We start from the raw sequence: 17,300 nt of genomic DNA, 5'->3' as shown, positions 1-17,300 counted from the left end.
TTAGTCAGGTTGTTCCAGAGTTTTAATATAATCGTAGATCGCCAGTTGCGAACGCACTTTCCGGCGGTTGCCGCGCGGCACATAGCGATTACTCAGTTCTTTGTCGATGATGCGCGCTTTCACCGTGTCGTTCAGCTGGATATCGATAATATCGAGCATACGCTGCTTCAGGCGCGGATCGAGGACCGGGACGGCCACTTCAATGCGGTAGTCGATGTTACGGGTCATCCAGTCGGCTGAGGAGAGGAAGACTTTTTTATCGCCACCGTTTTCAAAAATATAGACCCGGTCGTGCTCGAGGTAACGGTCAACGATACTCTGCACGCGGATATTATCGCTGATCCCGTCGAGTTCTGGAATCAGCGAACACATGCCGCGTATCAGCAGGTTCACCTTCACGCCCGCGCTGGAGGCCGCATAAAGTCTGTCCACCAGGCCTTTATCCACCAGGTTATTCAGCTTCAGCGTGATCCCTGCAGGTTGCCCGTTTTGGGCATTTTTGATTTCGCGATCGACCAAATCGTAAAGCAGGCGGCGCGAGTTCTGCGGCGACACCAGCAGATAGTCGAAGGTCACCGGGCGATACGGGTTTTCGATAAAGTTAAACACGCGACGCACTTCGTTGGTGATACGCGCATCGGCGGTTAACAGGGAATAGTCCGTATAAAGACGGGCGGTTTTCTCGTTAAAGTTACCGGTCCCGATGTGCGCGTAACGCACAATCTCTTCGCCTTCCATCCGCGAGATCAGGAACAGCTTGGCGTGAATTTTCAGCCCCGGCGCGGAGAAGATTACGTGGACGCCCGCCTCGGTAAGGCGCTTCGCCCAGTGGATATTCGCTTCTTCGTCGAAACGAGCTTGTAGCTCAACCACCACGGTCACTTTCTTGCCGTTATGCGCGGCGTGGATCATCGAATCAATAATGCGCGAGTCTTTTGCCACGCGGTAAATATTGATTTTAATCGCCAGCACGCTCGGGTCGAAGGAGGCCTGGCGCAGCAACTCAAGGACGTGTTCGAAGGTGTGGTACGGGTAATAAAGCAGGACATCGCGTTCGCGAATGGCGTCGAACCCGTTACGGAATTTATCGAACCAGATGTGGCGCAGGCGAGGCAGCGGCTTATTCACCAGGTTAGCTTTCCCGACGTTCGGGAAGCCAATAAAGTCTTTGAAGTTGTGGTAGCGCCCGCCGGGAATGATTGAGTCGTAGTTGGAAATGGTCAGCTTGTCGCGCAGCATTTCCACCATCGCATCCGGCATATCGCGCTGATAAACAAAGCGCACCGGCTCGGCGGTCAGGCGCTGTTTCAGGCTGGAGGACATCAGTTCCAGCAGGCTGGATTCCATTTCGGTGACCAGGTCGTACTCGGCGTCACGCGTCATCTTCATTGAATAGGCGTTGAGCGCGTCGTAGTCGAAGAACCCTTTGAAGATCTCGTCCAGGCAATAGCGCAGGATGTTATCCAGCAGGATCATCGGCTTGCGGCGACGTGGCGCTTCCGGCGGCAGGTTCACAAACCGCGGCACTTTGTCTGACGGGATCTCCAGCAGCGCGTAGCGAATGCTGTCCCCGCGAATGATTTCGACCGCCAGATAGGTGTAGTCATCCTTCAGGAACTGCACCAGGTCGGTATCGCGGTTGATCAAAATCGGCGTGATGTGCGGGCGAAGCTGATGCTTGAAGTAGCTGCGCAGCCAGCTTTGCTGATTTTCGGAAAGCTGGCGTTCGTTAATCAGGAAGATTTGGTTGCGCGCCATCTCCAGCAGCAACTCGTTATACAGGCTGTCAAATTCCTGATCGGCCTTCAGCACCCGGGCCTGAATTTTATTCAGCAGATGGCGCTGGTTGGAAGGAGAACCCTGTTCTTCACTGATTAAAATGCGGCGCTTTAGTTCGGCGAAACGCACTTTATAGAATTCATCGAGGTTATTGGAATAGATGCCGAGAAAACGCATCCTTTCAATCAACGGGTTGAGCTTGTCCGCCGCTTCCTGCAGAACGCGTTCGTTAAAAGACAACCAGCTCAGTTCTTTTTCGATATACAGCTTATCCTGACCCATTAGTCCTCACACTCCGTTTTCGTGGACGTGGCAATGCCGTCACCGTCACGTCAGTTATTATGGCGAGCTTTAGCGGAGAATGTCCAACTATGCAGATGAAACTCTCTCATCTGACCATGACAACTTTATGAGAGACAGACACAAAAAAAGGGCCGAAGCCCTTTTAAGTTTAATTATTCAGCAGCGTGGCCCTGCGGGGGCAGCTGCACGCCATCAAGCCAGGCGGCGTTTTGGCGCATTTTTAGGCGATCGTCGAGGAACCAGCTGACGACCAGCGGGTAAATCGCGTGTTCCTGATGCTGAACGCGAGCGGTGATTTCGTCCTCATCATCCCCTTCAAATACCGGCACTTTGGCCTGCAGAATGACCGGGCCGCCGTCCAGTTCGTCAGTGACAAAATGCACGGAGGTGCCGTGCTCTTCGTCGCCGTTTTCCAGCACCTGGCGGTGGGTATGCAGACCGGGATATTTCGGCAGCAGGGAAGGGTGAATGTTGAGTAAACGACCGCTGTAGCGCGCTACAAAAGCAGGGCTGAGAATGCGCATATAACCTGCCAGCACCACGACGTCCGGCGCGTAGGCGTCAATCTCCTGCATCAGTTGGCGATCGAACGCCTCGCGGCTGGCAAACTCGCTTGCCGCCAGCGCGTGAGTCGGGATCCCGGCTTCGCGGGCTCGCTCAAGGCCGAACGCGTCGGCCTTATTGCTGAACACCGCGCTAATGGTGCCGTTAATCTTCTTCTGCTGGCAGGCGTCAATGATCGCCTGCAGATTGCTTCCGTTACCGGAAATCAGCACCACAATGTGTTTCATTACTCAATAACCACGCGCTCTTCGGAATCAGATGCCTTGATGATACCGATTTTCCACGCCTTTTCACCTTTGGCCTGCATCAGCGCAACGGCTTTATCCGCTTCTGCTGCCGGCAGCGCAATGACCATGCCCACGCCGCAGTTAAAGGTGCGGTACATTTCGTGGCGGCTGATGTTGCCGGCCTGCTGCAGCCAGTTGAAGACTGCTGGCCACTGCCAGGAAGATTCGGCGATCACGGCCTGGGTGTTGTCCGGCAGCACGCGCGGGATATTTTCCCAGAAGCCGCCGCCGGTCAGGTGGGCGATGGCGTGAACATCCACGTTTTCAATCAGTTCAAGGATGTTTTTCACGTAAATGCGGGTTGGCTCGAGCAGGTGGTCCGCCAGCGGTTTCCCTTCCAGTTCGGTGGTCAGCGGGTCGGTGCCGCTCACTTCCAGCACTTTGCGCACCAGCGAGTAGCCGTTGGAGTGCGGGCCGCTTGAACCCAGCGCAATCAGGACATCGCCATCGGCAACTTTAGACCCGTCGATGATTTCAGACTTCTCAACCACGCCGACGCAGAACCCGGCCACGTCGTAGTCTTCCCCGTGATACATGCCCGGCATTTCAGCGGTTTCACCGCCAACCAGCGAGCAGCCTGACTGCAGGCAGCCTTCGGCGATGCCGGTGATGACGCTGGCGGCGGTATCCACGTCCAGTTTGCCGGTGGCGTAGTAGTCAAGGAAGAACAGCGGCTCGGCGCCCTGGACCACCAGGTCGTTCACGCACATGGCGACGAGGTCAATGCCGATCGCATCGTGGCGTTTTAAATCCATGGCCAGACGCAGCTTGGTGCCCACACCGTCGGTGCCGGAAACCAGGACCGGTTCGCGATATTTCTGAGGCAACGCGCACAGCGCACCGAAACCGCCCAGTCCACCCATTACTTCCGGGCGGCGGGTTTTTTTCACTACGCCTTTAATTCTGTCGACCAGAGCGTTACCAGCATCAATATCTACACCGGCATCTTTATAGCTGAGAGAGGTTTTATCGGTCACTGCTCGTTCCCCACGGGTGGTATATAAGAAAAACGCGGCAATTCTAACAGTGCAGGCAAACGTTTGCGAGCCTCTTATCATCGGCAAGAAAAGAATTCCTGAGATAGACTCAATCCAGTCCGGTTGATCTCGATCATCCCATTAGCTGTAGCGCAGCGGCAAAAAAGCGGTATAATCCGGCGATTTTTTTTGTGGTAGCCAACTATCTCGGGGGAGAAAGAGTATGAAGATCGTGGAAGTGAAACACCCACTCGTCAAACACAAGCTGGGCCTGATGCGCGAGCAAGACATCAGCACCAAGCGCTTTCGTGAACTCGCCTCTGAAGTAGGCAGCCTGCTTACCTATGAAGCCACTGCGGATCTGGAAACCGAGAAAGTCACCATCGAAGGCTGGAACGGCCCGGTGGAAGTCGACCAGATCAAAGGCAAGAAAATTACCGTTGTGCCAATTCTGCGTGCCGGTCTGGGTATGATGGAAGGCGTTCTGGAAAACGTACCAAGCGCGCGTATCAGCGTCGTCGGTGTTTACCGCGATGAAGAAACCCTGCAGCCGGTGCCTTACTTCCAGAAGCTGGTTTCTAATATAGAAGAACGTATGGCGCTGGTGGTTGACCCGATGCTGGCGACCGGCGGCTCTATGATTGCCACCATCGACCTGCTGAAAAAAGCGGGCTGTACCAGCATTAAGGTACTGGTGCTGGTTGCCGCGCCGGAAGGCATCGCCGCGCTGGAAAAAGCGCACCCGGACGTGGAGCTGTACACCGCTTCTATCGATCAGGGCCTCAACGAGCACGGGTACATTATTCCTGGCCTCGGTGATGCGGGCGATAAGATATTCGGAACCAAATAAGATTCATCAGCCGACTTTGAAAGTCGGCTTTTTTTTGATTTCAGCAAACACCGTTCGTTAAAAATAACACTTAGAGGAAAACAACATGACCCGCCGCGCCATTGGGGTAAGTGAACGCCCGCCCTTACTGCAAACGATTCCGTTGAGCCTGCAGCATCTGTTCGCCATGTTCGGCGCGACCGTGCTGGTGCCGATTCTGTTCCATATCAACCCGGCCACGGTGCTGCTGTTTAACGGCATCGGCACTCTGCTTTACCTGTTCATCTGTAAAGGCAAAATCCCGGCTTATCTCGGCTCCAGCTTCGCGTTTATCTCTCCGGTCTTGCTGCTGCTGCCGCTGGGATATGAAGTGGCGCTCGGCGGATTCATTATGTGCGGCGTGCTGTTCTGCATCGTGGCGCTGATTGTGAAAAAAGCCGGTACAGGCTGGCTGGACGTGATGTTCCCTCCGGCGGCGATGGGCGCGATTGTTGCGGTTATCGGCCTTGAGCTGGCGGGCGTGGCGGCTAACATGGCTGGACTGCTGCCTGCGGAAGGCGCATCCCCGGATTCCACCACCATCATTATCTCGCTGGTCACGCTGGCGGTGACGGTGTTTGGTTCCGTGCTGTTCCGTGGTTTTATGGCCATTATCCCGATTCTCATCGGCGTGCTGGCGGGCTACGCGCTCTCCTTCGCTATGGGCGTGGTAGACGTGACGCCAATCCGCGAAGCGCACTGGTTCGCGCTGCCAACCTTCTATACGCCTCGCTTTGAATGGTTCGCTATCTTCACCATTCTGCCTGCGGCGCTGGTGGTTATTGCCGAACACGTAGGCCACCTTGTGGTCACTGCGAATATCGTGAAAAAAGACCTGATTCGCGACCCGGGCCTGCACCGCTCAATGTTTGCCAACGGCATTTCAACCGTGTTCTCCGGCTTCTTTGGTTCCACACCAAACACCACCTACGGTGAGAACATCGGCGTCATGGCGATCACCCGCGTGTATTCAACCTGGGTTATCGGCGGCGCGGCAATTATCGCCATTCTACTTTCCTGCGTCGGTAAGCTTGCGGCGGCGATTCAAATCATCCCGGTGCCGGTGATGGGCGGCGTTTCTTTGCTGCTGTACGGAGTGATCGGCGCCTCCGGTATTCGTGTGCTGATCGAATCCAAAGTGGATTACAGCAAAGCACAAAACCTGATCCTGACCTCCGTGATCCTGATCATCGGGGTGAGTGGGGCGAAGGTACACATCGGTGCGGCAGAGCTGAAAGGCATGGCGCTGGCGACCATCGTCGGCGTTGGCCTGAGCCTTATTTTCAAACTTATCAGCATACTGCGCCCGGAAGAAGTCGTGCTTGACGCGAAAGACAACGACGCGCAGGCCTGATCGTTTCCTCGCCGGGCGGATCCTCGCCCGGTTCTAAACCTCAGCCATTCTGTGTTAGACTCGTTTCGATTTTCTGCCTGTTATGGTTGAGGTACTTCTGAATACGCCGGCACAGCTCTCACTGCCACTCTATCTTCCCGACGACGAAACCTTTGCGAGTTTCTGGCCGGGTGACAACCCTTCTTTATTAGCCGCCCTGCAGGCGGTACTCCGTCAGGATCACAGCGGGTACATCTATTTCTGGTCGCGTGAAGGCGGCGGGCGCAGCCATTTGCTGCATGCGGCCTGCGCAGAGCTTTCCCAGCGCGGTGAAGCCGTGGGCTATGTGCCGTTGGATAAGCGCACCTGGTTTGTGCCGGAAGTGCTGGACGGGATGGAGCAGCTGTCGCTGGTTTGCATCGACAATATCGAATGCGTGGCCGGGGATGAGCCGTGGGAAATGGCGATCTTCAATCTTTATAATCGCATTCTGGAATCCGGGAAAACGCGCCTGCTGATCACCGGCGACAGGCCGCCTCGCCAGCTAAATTTGCAGTTGCCTGACCTGGCTTCCCGCCTCGACTGGGGGCAAATCTACAAGCTGCAGCCGCTTTCCGATGACGACAAGCTGCAGGCGCTGCAGCTGCGTTCCAGGCTGCGGGGGTTTGAGCTGCCGGAAGACGTGGGGCGTTTCCTGTTAAAACGCCTCGATCGCGAAATGCGTACCCTGTTTATGACGCTCGATCAGCTCGACCACGCTTCTATTACCGCCCAGCGCAAGCTCACTATTCCGTTCGTCAAAGAGATCCTCAGCCTGTAATTTTCCCCGTCCGCCGACGGGGAATGTCGCTTTATACCTGACGTAACCTTTCTGCTGCGGCGTCCAGCGTCGCTTCCTGCTTGGCAAAGCACAGGCGAATCAGCTTATGCGGGAAAGCATCCGCGCAGAACACCGACAGCGGGATGGCCGCTACGCCCACTTCTTTAGTCAGCCACTGGCAGAAACTCACGTCGTCGAGATCGGAGATTGCGCTGTAGTCGGCCAGCAGGAAATAAGTCCCTTCGCAGGGCAGAATTTCAAACCGACTGTCCGCCAGCGCTTCAACAAAGCGGTTGCGGCGCGCGCGGTAAAATTCCGGTAGTTCACGATAATGTTCCGGTTCGGCACGTAGCATGTCGGCAATCGCAAGCTGCGCCGGGGTATTCACCGCGAACGTCAGGTACTGGTGAACTTTGCGCAGCTCCGCGCTGATGGCCGCCGGTGCCACGCAGTAGCCCACTTTCCAGCCCGTCATATGGAACGTTTTGCCGAAAGAGGACACAGAGATAGCGCGCTCTCGCAGCTGTGGGTGAGCCAGCACGCTGGCGTGGCCTTCTTCGTCGAAGCAGATGTGCTCGTACACTTCGTCGCTCAGCACGTAGACTTCGTGCTGCTCAATGGCCTGCCACAGCGCGGCAAAATCACTTTTTCGCCAGACGGTAGCGGACGGGTTGTGCGGCGTGTTAAGAATGACGAGGCGGGTTTTGTCGCTCAGCAGGGCAGTAAATTCTTGCCAGTCAACGCGGAAGTGCGGCGGCTGGAGGGCAATACGTTTCAGAATGCCGCCGGAAAGCGTCACGGCTGGGGCATAGCTGTCGTAGCTCGGGTCAAAGCAAATCACTTCATCACCAGGGCGAACCAGCGCGGTGATGGCGGCGTAAAGCGCTTCAGTGGCGCCAGCGGTGACCGTAATATCGGTATTGGCATCCGGCTTGTGGCCATACAGGGCTTCGGTTTTCTCGGCGATGGCTTCGCGCAGGGCCGGCACGCCGGTCATCGGTGCATACTGGTTCGCGCCCTGGCTGACGTGAAACGCCAGACGTTCCTGTAGGTAGCGCGGGCCATCGAAATCCGGGAATCCCTGGGAGAGGTTAATGGCGTTGTGTTGCTGCGCAAGGGCGCTCATTTGCGTGAAAATGGTGGTACCGAGCGCCGGCAGTTTGCTTTCTGGAATCAAAGGGGAGTGGCTCATTATTCTTCGACCTTAACGTGGTGCGTGTGTTTCCCTGTGTTGCCGGGACTATAACACGATGTTAAGATTTAGCAATCAAGACGCTTAGACGTCTAAATAATAATGACCTCAGTTGCCAACATAACGCAGCGCTAACGGCTGGAGAGATGATGATTCGCGCCATTGTTACCGATATTGAAGGCACCACCAGCGACATTCGCTTTGTGCACAACATCCTGTTCCCGTATGCCCGCGAACGCCTCGCGGGTTTTGTTCGCGAGCAGCAAAATGAAATAGCCCCAATACTCAACGACCTGCGGACGGAAATTAATGAACCGCAGGCGGATATTGAGCGGCTGATTGAGACGTTGTTTAGCTTCATGGATGTAGATCGTAAATCTACCGCGCTAAAGGCGCTGCAGGGCCTTATCTGGCGGGATGGCTACGTGAATGGAGACTTCACCGGCCATCTCTATGATGACGTTCTGCCCGCGCTGAAGGCCTGGAAACAGCAGGGTATTGCCCTGTATGTCTACTCATCTGGCTCGGTGGCGGCGCAGAAGCTGCTCTTTGGCTACAGCGACGCCGGGAATATTACTGATTTGTTCAGCGGCTATTTTGATACCCACGTTGGGGCCAAGCGTGAAGCGCAGTCTTACCGCAACATCGCGGCGGAGATCGGCGTGGCACCAGAAGAACTGCTGTTCTTGTCAGATATTCACCAGGAGCTGGATGCCGCACGGGAAGCCGGCTGGCAAACCGTGCAGCTTATTCGCGGCGAGGCGGATGACGTCAGCCGTCATCGCCAGGTAAACCGTTTCGACCACATTAATCTGGAGTCGTTTTCTTCATGAGCGCATTGACCATTTTTACCGATACCGAAGCAAAGGAGCCGGTATGGCACAGCACGGACGCGCAAGAGATTCGCGAGCAGTTGAACGCCAAAGATGTGCGTTTTGAACGCTGGGAAGCGAACCAGGATTTAGGCAACGACCCAACGCCGGAAACGGTGATTCACGCTTATCAGCATGCTATCGACAAGCTGGTGGCGGAGAAGGGCTATCAGAGCTGGGATGTGATCAGCCTGCGTGCGGATAACCCTCAGAAAGACGTGCTGCGGACCAAATTCCTGTCCGAGCATACCCATGGCGAAGATGAAGTGCGTTTCTTCGTAGAAGGCGCGGGGCTGTTCTGCCTGCACCTGGACGACAAGGTGTATCAGATCCTCTGCGAGAAGAACGACCTGATTTCCGTCCCGGCCGGGACACCGCACTGGTTTGATATGGGTTCCGAGCCGCATTTTACCGCGATTCGTATTTTTGATAACCCGGAAGGCTGGGTGGCGCACTTCACCGGCGATGCGATTGCCGATGCTTATCCACGTCTGCCGTAGTTGTTGAGTTGAGCCTTCCTTCGGGAAGGCTTTTTAATTCAGCTGTTGTGCCGTTCACTTCCCGATCTTTTTTATCTCCCAGTTCTGGGTCGGCTGAGATGCGTTCCCGACGTTCTCAGCCACCGAGCCGCTTCTGGTTTTTACCCTCACCCTAACCCTCTCCCAGAGGGAGAGGGAATAAACAATATTGGATGTCGTTTTTTCTCCCTCAGTCCAGAGGGAGAGGAAATAAACAATATCGTATGTCGTTTTTTCTCCCTCAGCCCAGAGGGAGAGGGAATAAACAATATCGCATGTCGTTTTTCTCCCTCAGCCCAGAGGGAGAAGGAATTAACAATATTGCATGGCGTTTTTCCTCCCTCGCCCCCTTGGGGAGAGGGCCGGGGTGAGGGGAATTATTTCTTCGGCAAAAATACGCCATCCCGAACCTGTTCCGGCGTCACCACGCCCGTATCCAAAATCCAGCCGCTAATTAATTCTGCCGGGGTGACATCAAACGCCGGGTTATACACGCTTGCGTTTTCGGGCGCCCACTGCACGCTGCCAAAGCTGCCCGCTACGCCGGTCACTTCCCTGGCGGCACGCTGCTCAATCGGAATGGCTTCACCGTTCGGGCAGTTTCTGTCGAGCGTGGTGTGCGGGGCGGCAACGTAGAACGGAATACTGTGGTAATGCGCCAGCACGGCCAGGCTGTATGTGCCGATCTTGTTGGCCACGTCACCGTTCGCGGCGATGCGGTCCGCGCCCACCCAAATGGCGTCCACCTGCTTTTTCGCCATCAGGCTGGCGGCCATGGAATCGCAAATCAGCTGGTAAGGAATGCCCAGTTCCCCTAATTCCCACGCCGTCAGCCTGCCGCCCTGAAGCAGCGGGCGGGTTTCGTCCACCCAAACGCTGGCGACATTACCTTCGTTAAATGCTCGCTGGATAACGCCCAGCGCGGTGCCGACGCCTGCGGTAGCCAGCCCACCGGTATTGCAGTGGGTCAGCAGGCGGCTACCGGGCTTAACCAGCGCTGCTCCGGCACGAGCGATGTTATCGCACAGCACTTTATCTTCCGCCACCAGCCGCAGCGCTTCTTCTTCGAGAGCAGCCACAACGTTTTCCTGGGCCAGCGCCTGCTTCATGCGGTCGAGGTTATTCATCAGGTTCACCGCCGTCGGGCGGGACGCCCGCAGGGTTTCCAGCGCTTCAGCGAGCTGAGCTTTTGTTAGCCCTTGCTCTGCCAGCAGCGCCAGCAGCAGGCTGGCGGAAAGGCCGATCAGCGGCGCGCCACGCACGCTAAGGGCGTGAATATGGGCGACTAACTGCGACACGGTGTGCGCCGGGAGCCAGTTTTTCTGCTGCGGTAGCGCCTGTTGATCAAGGATCCAAAGCTGGTTATCACGCACTTCAAGGCTGGTGGTTTTTAAATTATGCATTCGTGTTAATTCCATGTTGCGTTGTTGCGGTATATTGTGCCAACATGACTTCCAGATGTATAGACGTCCAAACGTCTTAATTAACTTTATTTTCTGAGAGGATCGCCATGTCGCACTACCGCACTTTTACCGCCGCTGACGCAGTGGCCTATGCTCAACAGTTTGGCGGGCTGCAGACGCCGTCTGAGCTGGTGGAGGCGCAGGAAGTGGGCGATGGCAACCTCAATCTGGTGTTTAAAATCTTTGATACTCAGGGCGTCAGCCGAACTATCGTGAAGCAGGCGCTGCCGTATGTACGCTGCGTGGGGGAGTCCTGGCCGCTGACCCTGGACCGTGCTCGCCTTGAGGCGCAGACGCTGGTGGAACACTACCAGCACAGCCCGGAGCATACGGTCAACGTGGTGCATTACGACCCGGAGCTGGCGGTGATGGTGATGGAAGATCTCTCCAGCCATCGCATCTGGCGCGGCGAGCTGGTGAAGGGCGTTTATTATCCTCAGGCGGCCAGCCAGCTTGGGGAATATCTGGCCAAAGCGCTGTTCCACACGTCAGATTTTTATCTGCACCCGCACGATAAGAAGGCGCTGGTTGCCCGCTTTATCAACCCGGAAATGTGTGAAATCACCGAAGATCTGTTCTTTAACGATCCGTATCAGATCCACGAGCGAAATAACTACCCGGCCGCGCTGGAACAACAGGTTGCCGGGCTGCGAAGCGACAGCGACCTGAAGCTGGCCGTGGCGTTGCTGAAGCATAAATTCTTCTCAAGCGCGGAAGCGCTGCTGCACGGCGATATCCATAGCGGGTCGATTTTCGTCGCGGAAGGCAGCCTGAAAGCTATCGACGCTGAATTTGGCTACGTGGGCCCGGTCGGATTTGATCTCGGGACCGCTATCGGCAACTTGTTGCTGAACTACTGCGCGCTGCCGGGGCATTTTGGTCCGAGGGATGCCGCCAGCCATCGAGAACAGCGTCTGAAAGATATTCAGGAACTGTGGCTGAGCTTCTCTGAGCGCTTTACGGCGCTTGCCCGCGAGAAAACACGCGACGCCGCACTGGCAACGGAAGGCTACGTTCAGCACTACCTGCAAAAAGTGTGGGTTGATGCGGTGGGCTTCTGCGGCACTGAGTTGATTCGCCGTTCTGTGGGGTTGTCTCACGTCGTCGATCTGGAAAGTATCGAAGATGAGGCCACTCGTTTGGCCTGCGTCAGCCACGCGATTGAGCTGGGCAAGTTCCTGATTCTGATCGCCGGGCAGGTGGATTCGGTGGATGAGTTTATTGCCAGGGTTCGTCAGAAGGGGTGAGTTTTCCGCTGCGTTCACTTTGAATTGTATTCACTGCATCACTTCTGGTTTTTTTACCCTCACCCTGACCCTCTCCCTAAAAGGGAGAGGGTATAAAGAATGTTTTATGTTTTCTCCTTCTCCCTGTGGGGAGAGGGATAAAGAATGTTTTTATGTTTTCCCCCTCTCCCCTGTGGGGAGAGGGCCGGGGTGAGGGGCAAACTACCCCAAATACTCAATAATCGACAACCCGCCGTTATAATCCGTGCTGTACACAATCCCCTGAGCGTCGACAAATACATCACAGGACTGGATCACCTGCGGGCGGCCAGGGCGAGTATCCATCATTTTTTCCGGGGCGGCAGGTACCAGCGCCCCCGTTTCTACCGGGCGGTACGGGTTCGAAATATCGTAGGCTCGCACGCCAGCATTCTGATACGTCGCGAAAATCAGCGTATCGCTGATAAAACTGCCGGGGCGGTTCTCATGCAGGTTATGCGGGCCGAAGTGCGCGCCTTTCGCCACATAATCAATCTCATCCGGCTGTGGGAAGGTGGAGATACTGACCGGGTTTGACGGGTCGCGAATATCGAACAGCCAAATCAGCTTCTCGCCGTCCTCCTGATTGTCCAGCACCGCTTCGTCAAGCACCACCAACAGATCGCGATTTGGTAGCGGCAGCGCCGTATGGGTGCCTCCGCCAAACGGCGGGCTCCAGTTGCGGTGGCTGATGAGCTGCGGCTGCGCACGGTCGGAAACGTCCAACAGCGTCAGGCCGCCGTCGCGCCAGCTGGCATACGCCGTGTCGCCGCTGATAATCGCGTGGTGAAGCGCATAGCGTTTGCCTTCCGGCCAGGTGGGCTGCTCACCCGCGGCGGTGTTCATGCCCGGCAGCCACCAGTTACCTGCCACCTGCGGATTGCGCGGGTCGGCGAGGTCGATAGTCAGGAAGATATAATCGCTAAACCCATCGATCAGTGCGGATACATAGGCCCAGCGGCCGCCCACGTACCAGCAGCGGTGGATGCCGATACCGCTCAGTGACAGAAAGCTGATTTCTTTGGGCTTATCTGGCGTGGAGATATCGAAAATGCGTAACCCGGCGCTCCAGCCTTTGTCCTGCACGTCGCGGACCGTTTCGCCAACCGATTTGGTGTAGTAAACCTTCTCATCGGCGAAACGCACGTCGGCGAACAGATCCCGGGCGTTAATCACCAGCAGCAGATCGTCGTGCGCCTGCAGGTGAATATTCCAGGTACCCGGCGGCGCGGGCACGAAGCCCGCCGCTTTTGGGTTTTTAGGATCGCGGACGTCAACAATCGAAAAGCCCTGCGACACCATATGGCCGATATACGCATAGCCCCGGTGCACCATCAACTGCACGCCGTCCGGTTTTCCCCCCTGATCGCTATGGCCGATCAGCCGCATATTGCGGCTGTATTCGGGTTGTGGCAGTGCCATTGCGCGACTCCTTATTTATTTTTCGCTTCGAGCGTGGCGAACCACGGCGCGATAAAGTCGTCGGTCTGGCCCCAGCCTGGAATGATTTTGCCCAGCGAAGTGACGTTGACCGGGCCAGGCTGGCTGGCCAGCAGCGCCTGAGGAATGGCTGCGGCTTTAAAGTCATAGGTTGCAGGCGTTTGCTCCCCGGCGATCTTGTAGGCCACCAGGCGCACGTTTGTGGCGCCAATCAGCTTCGGATCGACCGCCACGCTCACTTTCCACGGGCTGTTGGCTTCGCGCATCAGCTGGATGTCCTGGTTCGAAACATCGATGCTGTAGAGCTTAATTTCGGTGCGGCCGTTTTCCTGCAGCGCTTTATAGGCGCCCTGGCTGAAGGCATCCCAGGTGCCCCAGATAGCGTCGATTTTGCCTTTCGGGTACTTCGCCAGCACCGCGCCCACTTTGTTGGCGGTGTCGCCCTGCACGTCAGAAGAAACCGCGCCGATGGACTCCAGCTCTTTAATGCCCGGATTGGCTTTCAGCAGTTCCTGATAGGCGGCCTGGCGGCGTTCCATTGGAGGGAAACCGGCCACCCACAGCTTGATAATGTTGGCTTTGCCGTTGAAGTCTTTGACCAACTGGCCGAAGGAGAGGCTGGTCAGCGAGGCGTCGTCCTGCTGGGTGACGGTCACGCCGGGAATGGTGCCGTTTACGGCGGTATCAAAGACCGACACCGCAATGCCTGCGGCCACGGCTTTTTTCACCAGTTCGGTGGAGTAAGGATCGCGACCCTGAGAAAGAATAATCCCGTCATACTTCTGGCTGATCGCCTGGTTCACAAAGTCCTGGAAGCGGGCGTCGTCGCCGTTGCTCAGGAACGTGCTGACCTTGAAGCCCAGCTTTTTAGCCTGTTGAACTGCGCCGGCGACAAACTGCGTGGTGTTGTCGTCGGAGCCCAGGTTGCGGATCACGGCGATGCGGATTGGGCCGTCGTGGGCGGCGATTTTTTCCGGCACCGGCGATGGCGTAGCGGCGTGGCCCGGCAGAGCGGCAAGCAGGCTAAGCGCCAGCAGTGAAGTAGTCAGTTTTTTCATGGTCGTTACCCTGTGTGAAGTTGTTGTTTTAGCGTCGTTGTATGTAAGTAATCGCCAGCGCGGCAGCCAGCACCAGGCCTTTAATAATGTCCATCGCGTAATACGGCACGGAGAGCATCACCAGCCCGTTTTGCAGCACGCCCAGAATCACCGCGCCCACCAGCGTGCCGAGCGCGTTAGGTTTACCGGAACCTGCCAGAGAGAAACCAATCCAGGCGGCGGCCACGGCATCCATCAGGTAGCCGCCGCCGGCGTTGACCTGTGAAGAGCCAATACGTGAGGCCAGCAGAATACCGCCCAAACCTGCCAGCAGCGAGGCCAGCACGTAGGCCGCCACGCGGTAACGGGTAGTGCGAATGCCGGACAGGCGAGCCGCCTCCGGGTTACCGCCGATAGCGTACATCCGGCGGCCATGTTTGGTCAGAGAGAGCGCGAGCTGTGCGACCAGCGTGACTACCAGCATGATGATGACGATGGTCGGCACCTGCCCGAGCAGGCCAAAGGCGGCCGGAATCGTCCCTTCCGCCATGTCGCCGCTCGGCAGTACCATGTTTTCGGTGATCGAGCCGCCGTAGCTGTAGGTCATCGCCACGCCCTGAATCACAAACAGGCTGGCCAGCGTAGCGAGCATGTCGGGAATTTTAAGCACCACGATCAGGAAGGCGTTGAACAGCCCGACCAGCGTGCACAGCACCAGGGTGATAAGAATCGCTTCGGTGGTGCCGAAGCCGTGCCAGACGAACAGCGAAATAACCAGCGCGTTTGCCAGCGAGGCGGTCGAGCCGACGGACAAATCAAATCCGCCTACGGTGAGAGAGATAGACACGCCGATGGCAATCACCGTCACGATGGCGATGGAGCGCAGAATATTGATGATGTTATTCGGCTCAAGGAAACTGTCGGACGCGATGCCGAACAGCGCCACCAGGGCCACCACGGTGAGCAACATCCCCCATTTGTAGAGAAAGTCAAAAAACTGCTGGCGGCCGGACGCGCCGACCTTAAGGGATAATGCTTTGCTCACGCGGGGGTTCCTCCAGTGGAGTAGAGTAATAAGGTTTCTTCGGTGGCCTGGTGGCCGTCCAGTTCAGCGACGATGCGTCCGTCCCACAGCACGCAGATGCGGTCGCACAGCCCGACCAGTTCGGCAAATTCGCCAGAGGCGTAAATCACCCCTTTGCCACGGCGAGCCAGTTGGTCAATCAGTACGAAGAGGTCGGTTTTGGCTTTGATGTCCACGCCTTTGGTTGGCTCATCAAAAATCAGCACGTCGGCTTCGTTGCGCAGCCATTTGCCGATGGCCACTTTTTGCTGATTGCCGCCGGACAGGCGGCGCAGCGTTTGCGCCGGGCCGCTGGTGCGAATGCCCAACTGCTGGATGGTCTCCTCCGCCCAGCGTCTTGCTTTGCGGTAGTCGAACAGCCCCCAGCGGGTAAACTGGCTGTCTGCGCTGACGGCGAGATTCATGGTGACCGACTCGTCGATAAAAATGCCTTCTTTGCGGCGCTCTTCCGGCACCAGCACAACGCCGCGTGTGACGGAGTCCGCCGGGTCGGTCGGGCGCCAGGCCTTGCCTTTCAGTTCGCCGCGCTCAAGCGTGCTGCGAGTGGCGCCGAACAGTGCTTTGCAAAGCTCGGTTTTTCCCGCCCCGGCGAGGCCCGCAATGCCCAGAATTTCGCCTTTGCGCAGGCGCAACGAGATGTCGCGGAGCAGCGCATCGTCATGCAGACCTTCCACCGCCAGCAGCGTGTCGCCCGCAACCGGCGGGCGGTGAGGGGGATAAATATCGTCCAGCTGGTGGCCCAGCATTTTCTCGACAATCTCTTCGCCGCTGAGATGCCCCATCGGGCCGCTGTCCACCAGCTTGCCGTCGCGCAGCACCGTCATCTGGTCGCAAATGGCTTTCAGCTCGTGGATGCGGTGGGAGATAAACACCACGCCGATGCCGCCGCTTTGTAGCCGCTGCACGACGCGGAAAAGATGTTCACTTTCCTGGCTGTCCAGCGGGGCGGTGGGTTCGTCGAGGATCAGAAAACGGCAATGATGTGAGAGCGCCCGCGCCAGCAGGATTTGCTGTTTTTCTGCCAGGGTGCATTGCTCAATGCGCTTTTTGATATCGATGTTCACGTCGAGCTGCGCCAGCGCTTCGCGAGCCTGCCGGTAAATTTTCGACCAGCGGTAGACATGCCCCGTTTCGGCCAGCTTATCGAGCATGATGTTTTCCGCCACGCTGAGGCCCGGCACCAGGGCAACGTCCACTTCCTGCTGCACCAGATGGATCCCCAGCAGTTTGGCGTCACGCGGGTTGCGGATCGTCACCGTTTCACCGTCGATCAGCACTTCGCCCTGGTAATGATCGTGCGCGCCGGAAAGCACCGCCATCAGCGTGGATTTACCCGCGCCGTTTGCGCCGGTTAAAGCATGTACCGAGCCGCCATTCAGCCGGAAGTTCACCTGACTCAGCGCGTTAAAGCCCGCGAAGGCGATAGAGATTTCTCGCATCTCAAGGCGGTTAAGCGTGGTCATAGCGGCGGTAGCTTCCGGGTTTAATGAATTGATCT

Annotated in this window: 15 protein-coding genes; 6 read left to right on the top strand and 9 right to left on the bottom strand. The window is 56.9% G+C overall.

From position 1 onward, the window contains the following. From ppk1 to purM, 3 genes are all read right to left on the bottom strand, one after another. Positions 1-2,061, bottom strand: coding sequence for a polyphosphate kinase 1 (gene ppk1, locus LH23_RS22555; RefSeq protein WP_039296048.1), 2,061 nt, complete (start codon positions 2,059-2,061; stop codon positions 1-3). A gap of 173 nt (positions 2,062-2,234) precedes the next feature. Continuing rightward, the gene (gene purN / locus LH23_RS22550; RefSeq protein WP_039296046.1) at positions 2,235-2,873 is read right to left on the bottom strand and encodes a phosphoribosylglycinamide formyltransferase; all 639 of its coding nucleotides are present in this window, start codon (positions 2,871-2,873) and stop codon (positions 2,235-2,237) included. After that, positions 2,873-3,910, bottom strand: a complete 1,038-nt coding sequence (purM, locus tag LH23_RS22545) for a phosphoribosylformylglycinamidine cyclo-ligase (protein WP_039296043.1) — start codon at positions 3,908-3,910, stop codon at positions 2,873-2,875. The genes purN and purM overlap by 1 nt, the downstream gene beginning before the upstream one ends. A 223-nt stretch (positions 3,911-4,133) precedes the next feature. Between purM and upp the strand changes: the two genes are divergently transcribed. The 3 genes from upp to LH23_RS22530 all read left to right on the top strand — a co-directional run bounded on the left by upp (position 4,134) and on the right by LH23_RS22530 (position 6,931). Beyond that, entirely contained in the window at positions 4,134-4,760 is a 627-nt protein-coding gene (gene upp, locus LH23_RS22540; RefSeq protein WP_008459367.1) for a uracil phosphoribosyltransferase, read from the top strand. Positions 4,761-4,845: 85 nt separating this feature from the next. Beyond that, the gene (gene uraA, locus LH23_RS22535; protein WP_039296041.1) at positions 4,846-6,132 is read left to right on the top strand and encodes a uracil permease; all 1,287 of its coding nucleotides are present in this window, start codon (positions 4,846-4,848) and stop codon (positions 6,130-6,132) included. Between the two features lie 97 nt (positions 6,133-6,229). Further along, the gene (locus tag LH23_RS22530; RefSeq protein ID WP_213715630.1) at positions 6,230-6,931 is read left to right on the top strand and encodes a DnaA inactivator Hda; all 702 of its coding nucleotides are present in this window, start codon (positions 6,230-6,232) and stop codon (positions 6,929-6,931) included. Positions 6,932-6,962: 31 nt separating this feature from the next. Here the strand turns inward: LH23_RS22530 and LH23_RS22525 are convergent, their stop codons facing one another. Continuing rightward, a complete protein-coding gene (locus tag LH23_RS22525; protein ID WP_039296039.1) occupies positions 6,963-8,123 on the bottom strand; it encodes a pyridoxal phosphate-dependent aminotransferase in 1,161 nt (386 codons plus the stop codon). A 149-nt stretch (positions 8,124-8,272) separates the two neighbouring features. Between LH23_RS22525 and mtnC the strand changes: the two genes are divergently transcribed. Continuing rightward, the gene (gene mtnC / locus LH23_RS22520; RefSeq protein ID WP_039296037.1) at positions 8,273-8,956 is read left to right on the top strand and encodes an acireductone synthase; all 684 of its coding nucleotides are present in this window, start codon (positions 8,273-8,275) and stop codon (positions 8,954-8,956) included. Then, a complete protein-coding gene (locus tag LH23_RS22515) occupies positions 8,953-9,495 on the top strand; it encodes a 1,2-dihydroxy-3-keto-5-methylthiopentene dioxygenase (RefSeq protein WP_008459357.1) in 543 nt (180 codons plus the stop codon). Before mtnC ends, LH23_RS22515 begins: the two co-directional genes overlap by 4 nt. A 395-nt stretch (positions 9,496-9,890) precedes the next feature. Here the strand turns inward: LH23_RS22515 and mtnA are convergent, their stop codons facing one another. Next, complete coding sequence (gene mtnA, locus LH23_RS22510; protein WP_039296035.1) at positions 9,891-10,916, bottom strand: S-methyl-5-thioribose-1-phosphate isomerase; 1,026 nt, start codon at positions 10,914-10,916, stop codon at positions 9,891-9,893. Between the two features lie 107 nt (positions 10,917-11,023). Between mtnA and mtnK the strand changes: the two genes are divergently transcribed. Further along, a complete protein-coding gene (gene mtnK / locus LH23_RS22505) occupies positions 11,024-12,223 on the top strand; it encodes an S-methyl-5-thioribose kinase (protein ID WP_039296033.1) in 1,200 nt (399 codons plus the stop codon). Positions 12,224-12,424: 201 nt separating this feature from the next. On the opposite strand, the gene LH23_RS22500 is transcribed toward mtnK, so the two are convergent. Genes LH23_RS22500 through LH23_RS22485 form a run of 4 tightly spaced genes read right to left on the bottom strand, consistent with a single transcriptional unit; the run spans position 12,425 to position 17,265 of the window. Next, complete coding sequence (locus LH23_RS22500) at positions 12,425-13,663, bottom strand: LVIVD repeat-containing protein (RefSeq protein WP_039296031.1); 1,239 nt, start codon at positions 13,661-13,663, stop codon at positions 12,425-12,427. A gap of 11 nt (positions 13,664-13,674) precedes the next feature. Further along, positions 13,675-14,739, bottom strand: a complete 1,065-nt coding sequence (locus LH23_RS22495) for a sugar ABC transporter substrate-binding protein (RefSeq protein WP_008460349.1) — start codon at positions 14,737-14,739, stop codon at positions 13,675-13,677. Positions 14,740-14,767: 28 nt separating this feature from the next. Further along, complete coding sequence (locus tag LH23_RS22490; RefSeq protein ID WP_039296029.1) at positions 14,768-15,763, bottom strand: ABC transporter permease; 996 nt, start codon at positions 15,761-15,763, stop codon at positions 14,768-14,770. Beyond that, the gene (locus tag LH23_RS22485; protein WP_039296027.1) at positions 15,760-17,265 is read right to left on the bottom strand and encodes a sugar ABC transporter ATP-binding protein; all 1,506 of its coding nucleotides are present in this window, start codon (positions 17,263-17,265) and stop codon (positions 15,760-15,762) included. Before LH23_RS22485 ends, LH23_RS22490 begins: the two co-directional genes overlap by 4 nt. Positions 17,266-17,300 lie beyond the last annotated feature (35 nt).

The organism is Cedecea neteri, from assembly GCF_000758305.1.
Taxonomy (GTDB): domain Bacteria; phylum Pseudomonadota; class Gammaproteobacteria; order Enterobacterales; family Enterobacteriaceae; genus Cedecea; species Cedecea neteri_C.
The sequence above is the reverse complement of the archived record's forward strand: the minus strand, read 5'-3'. Positions and strand labels throughout refer to the sequence as shown.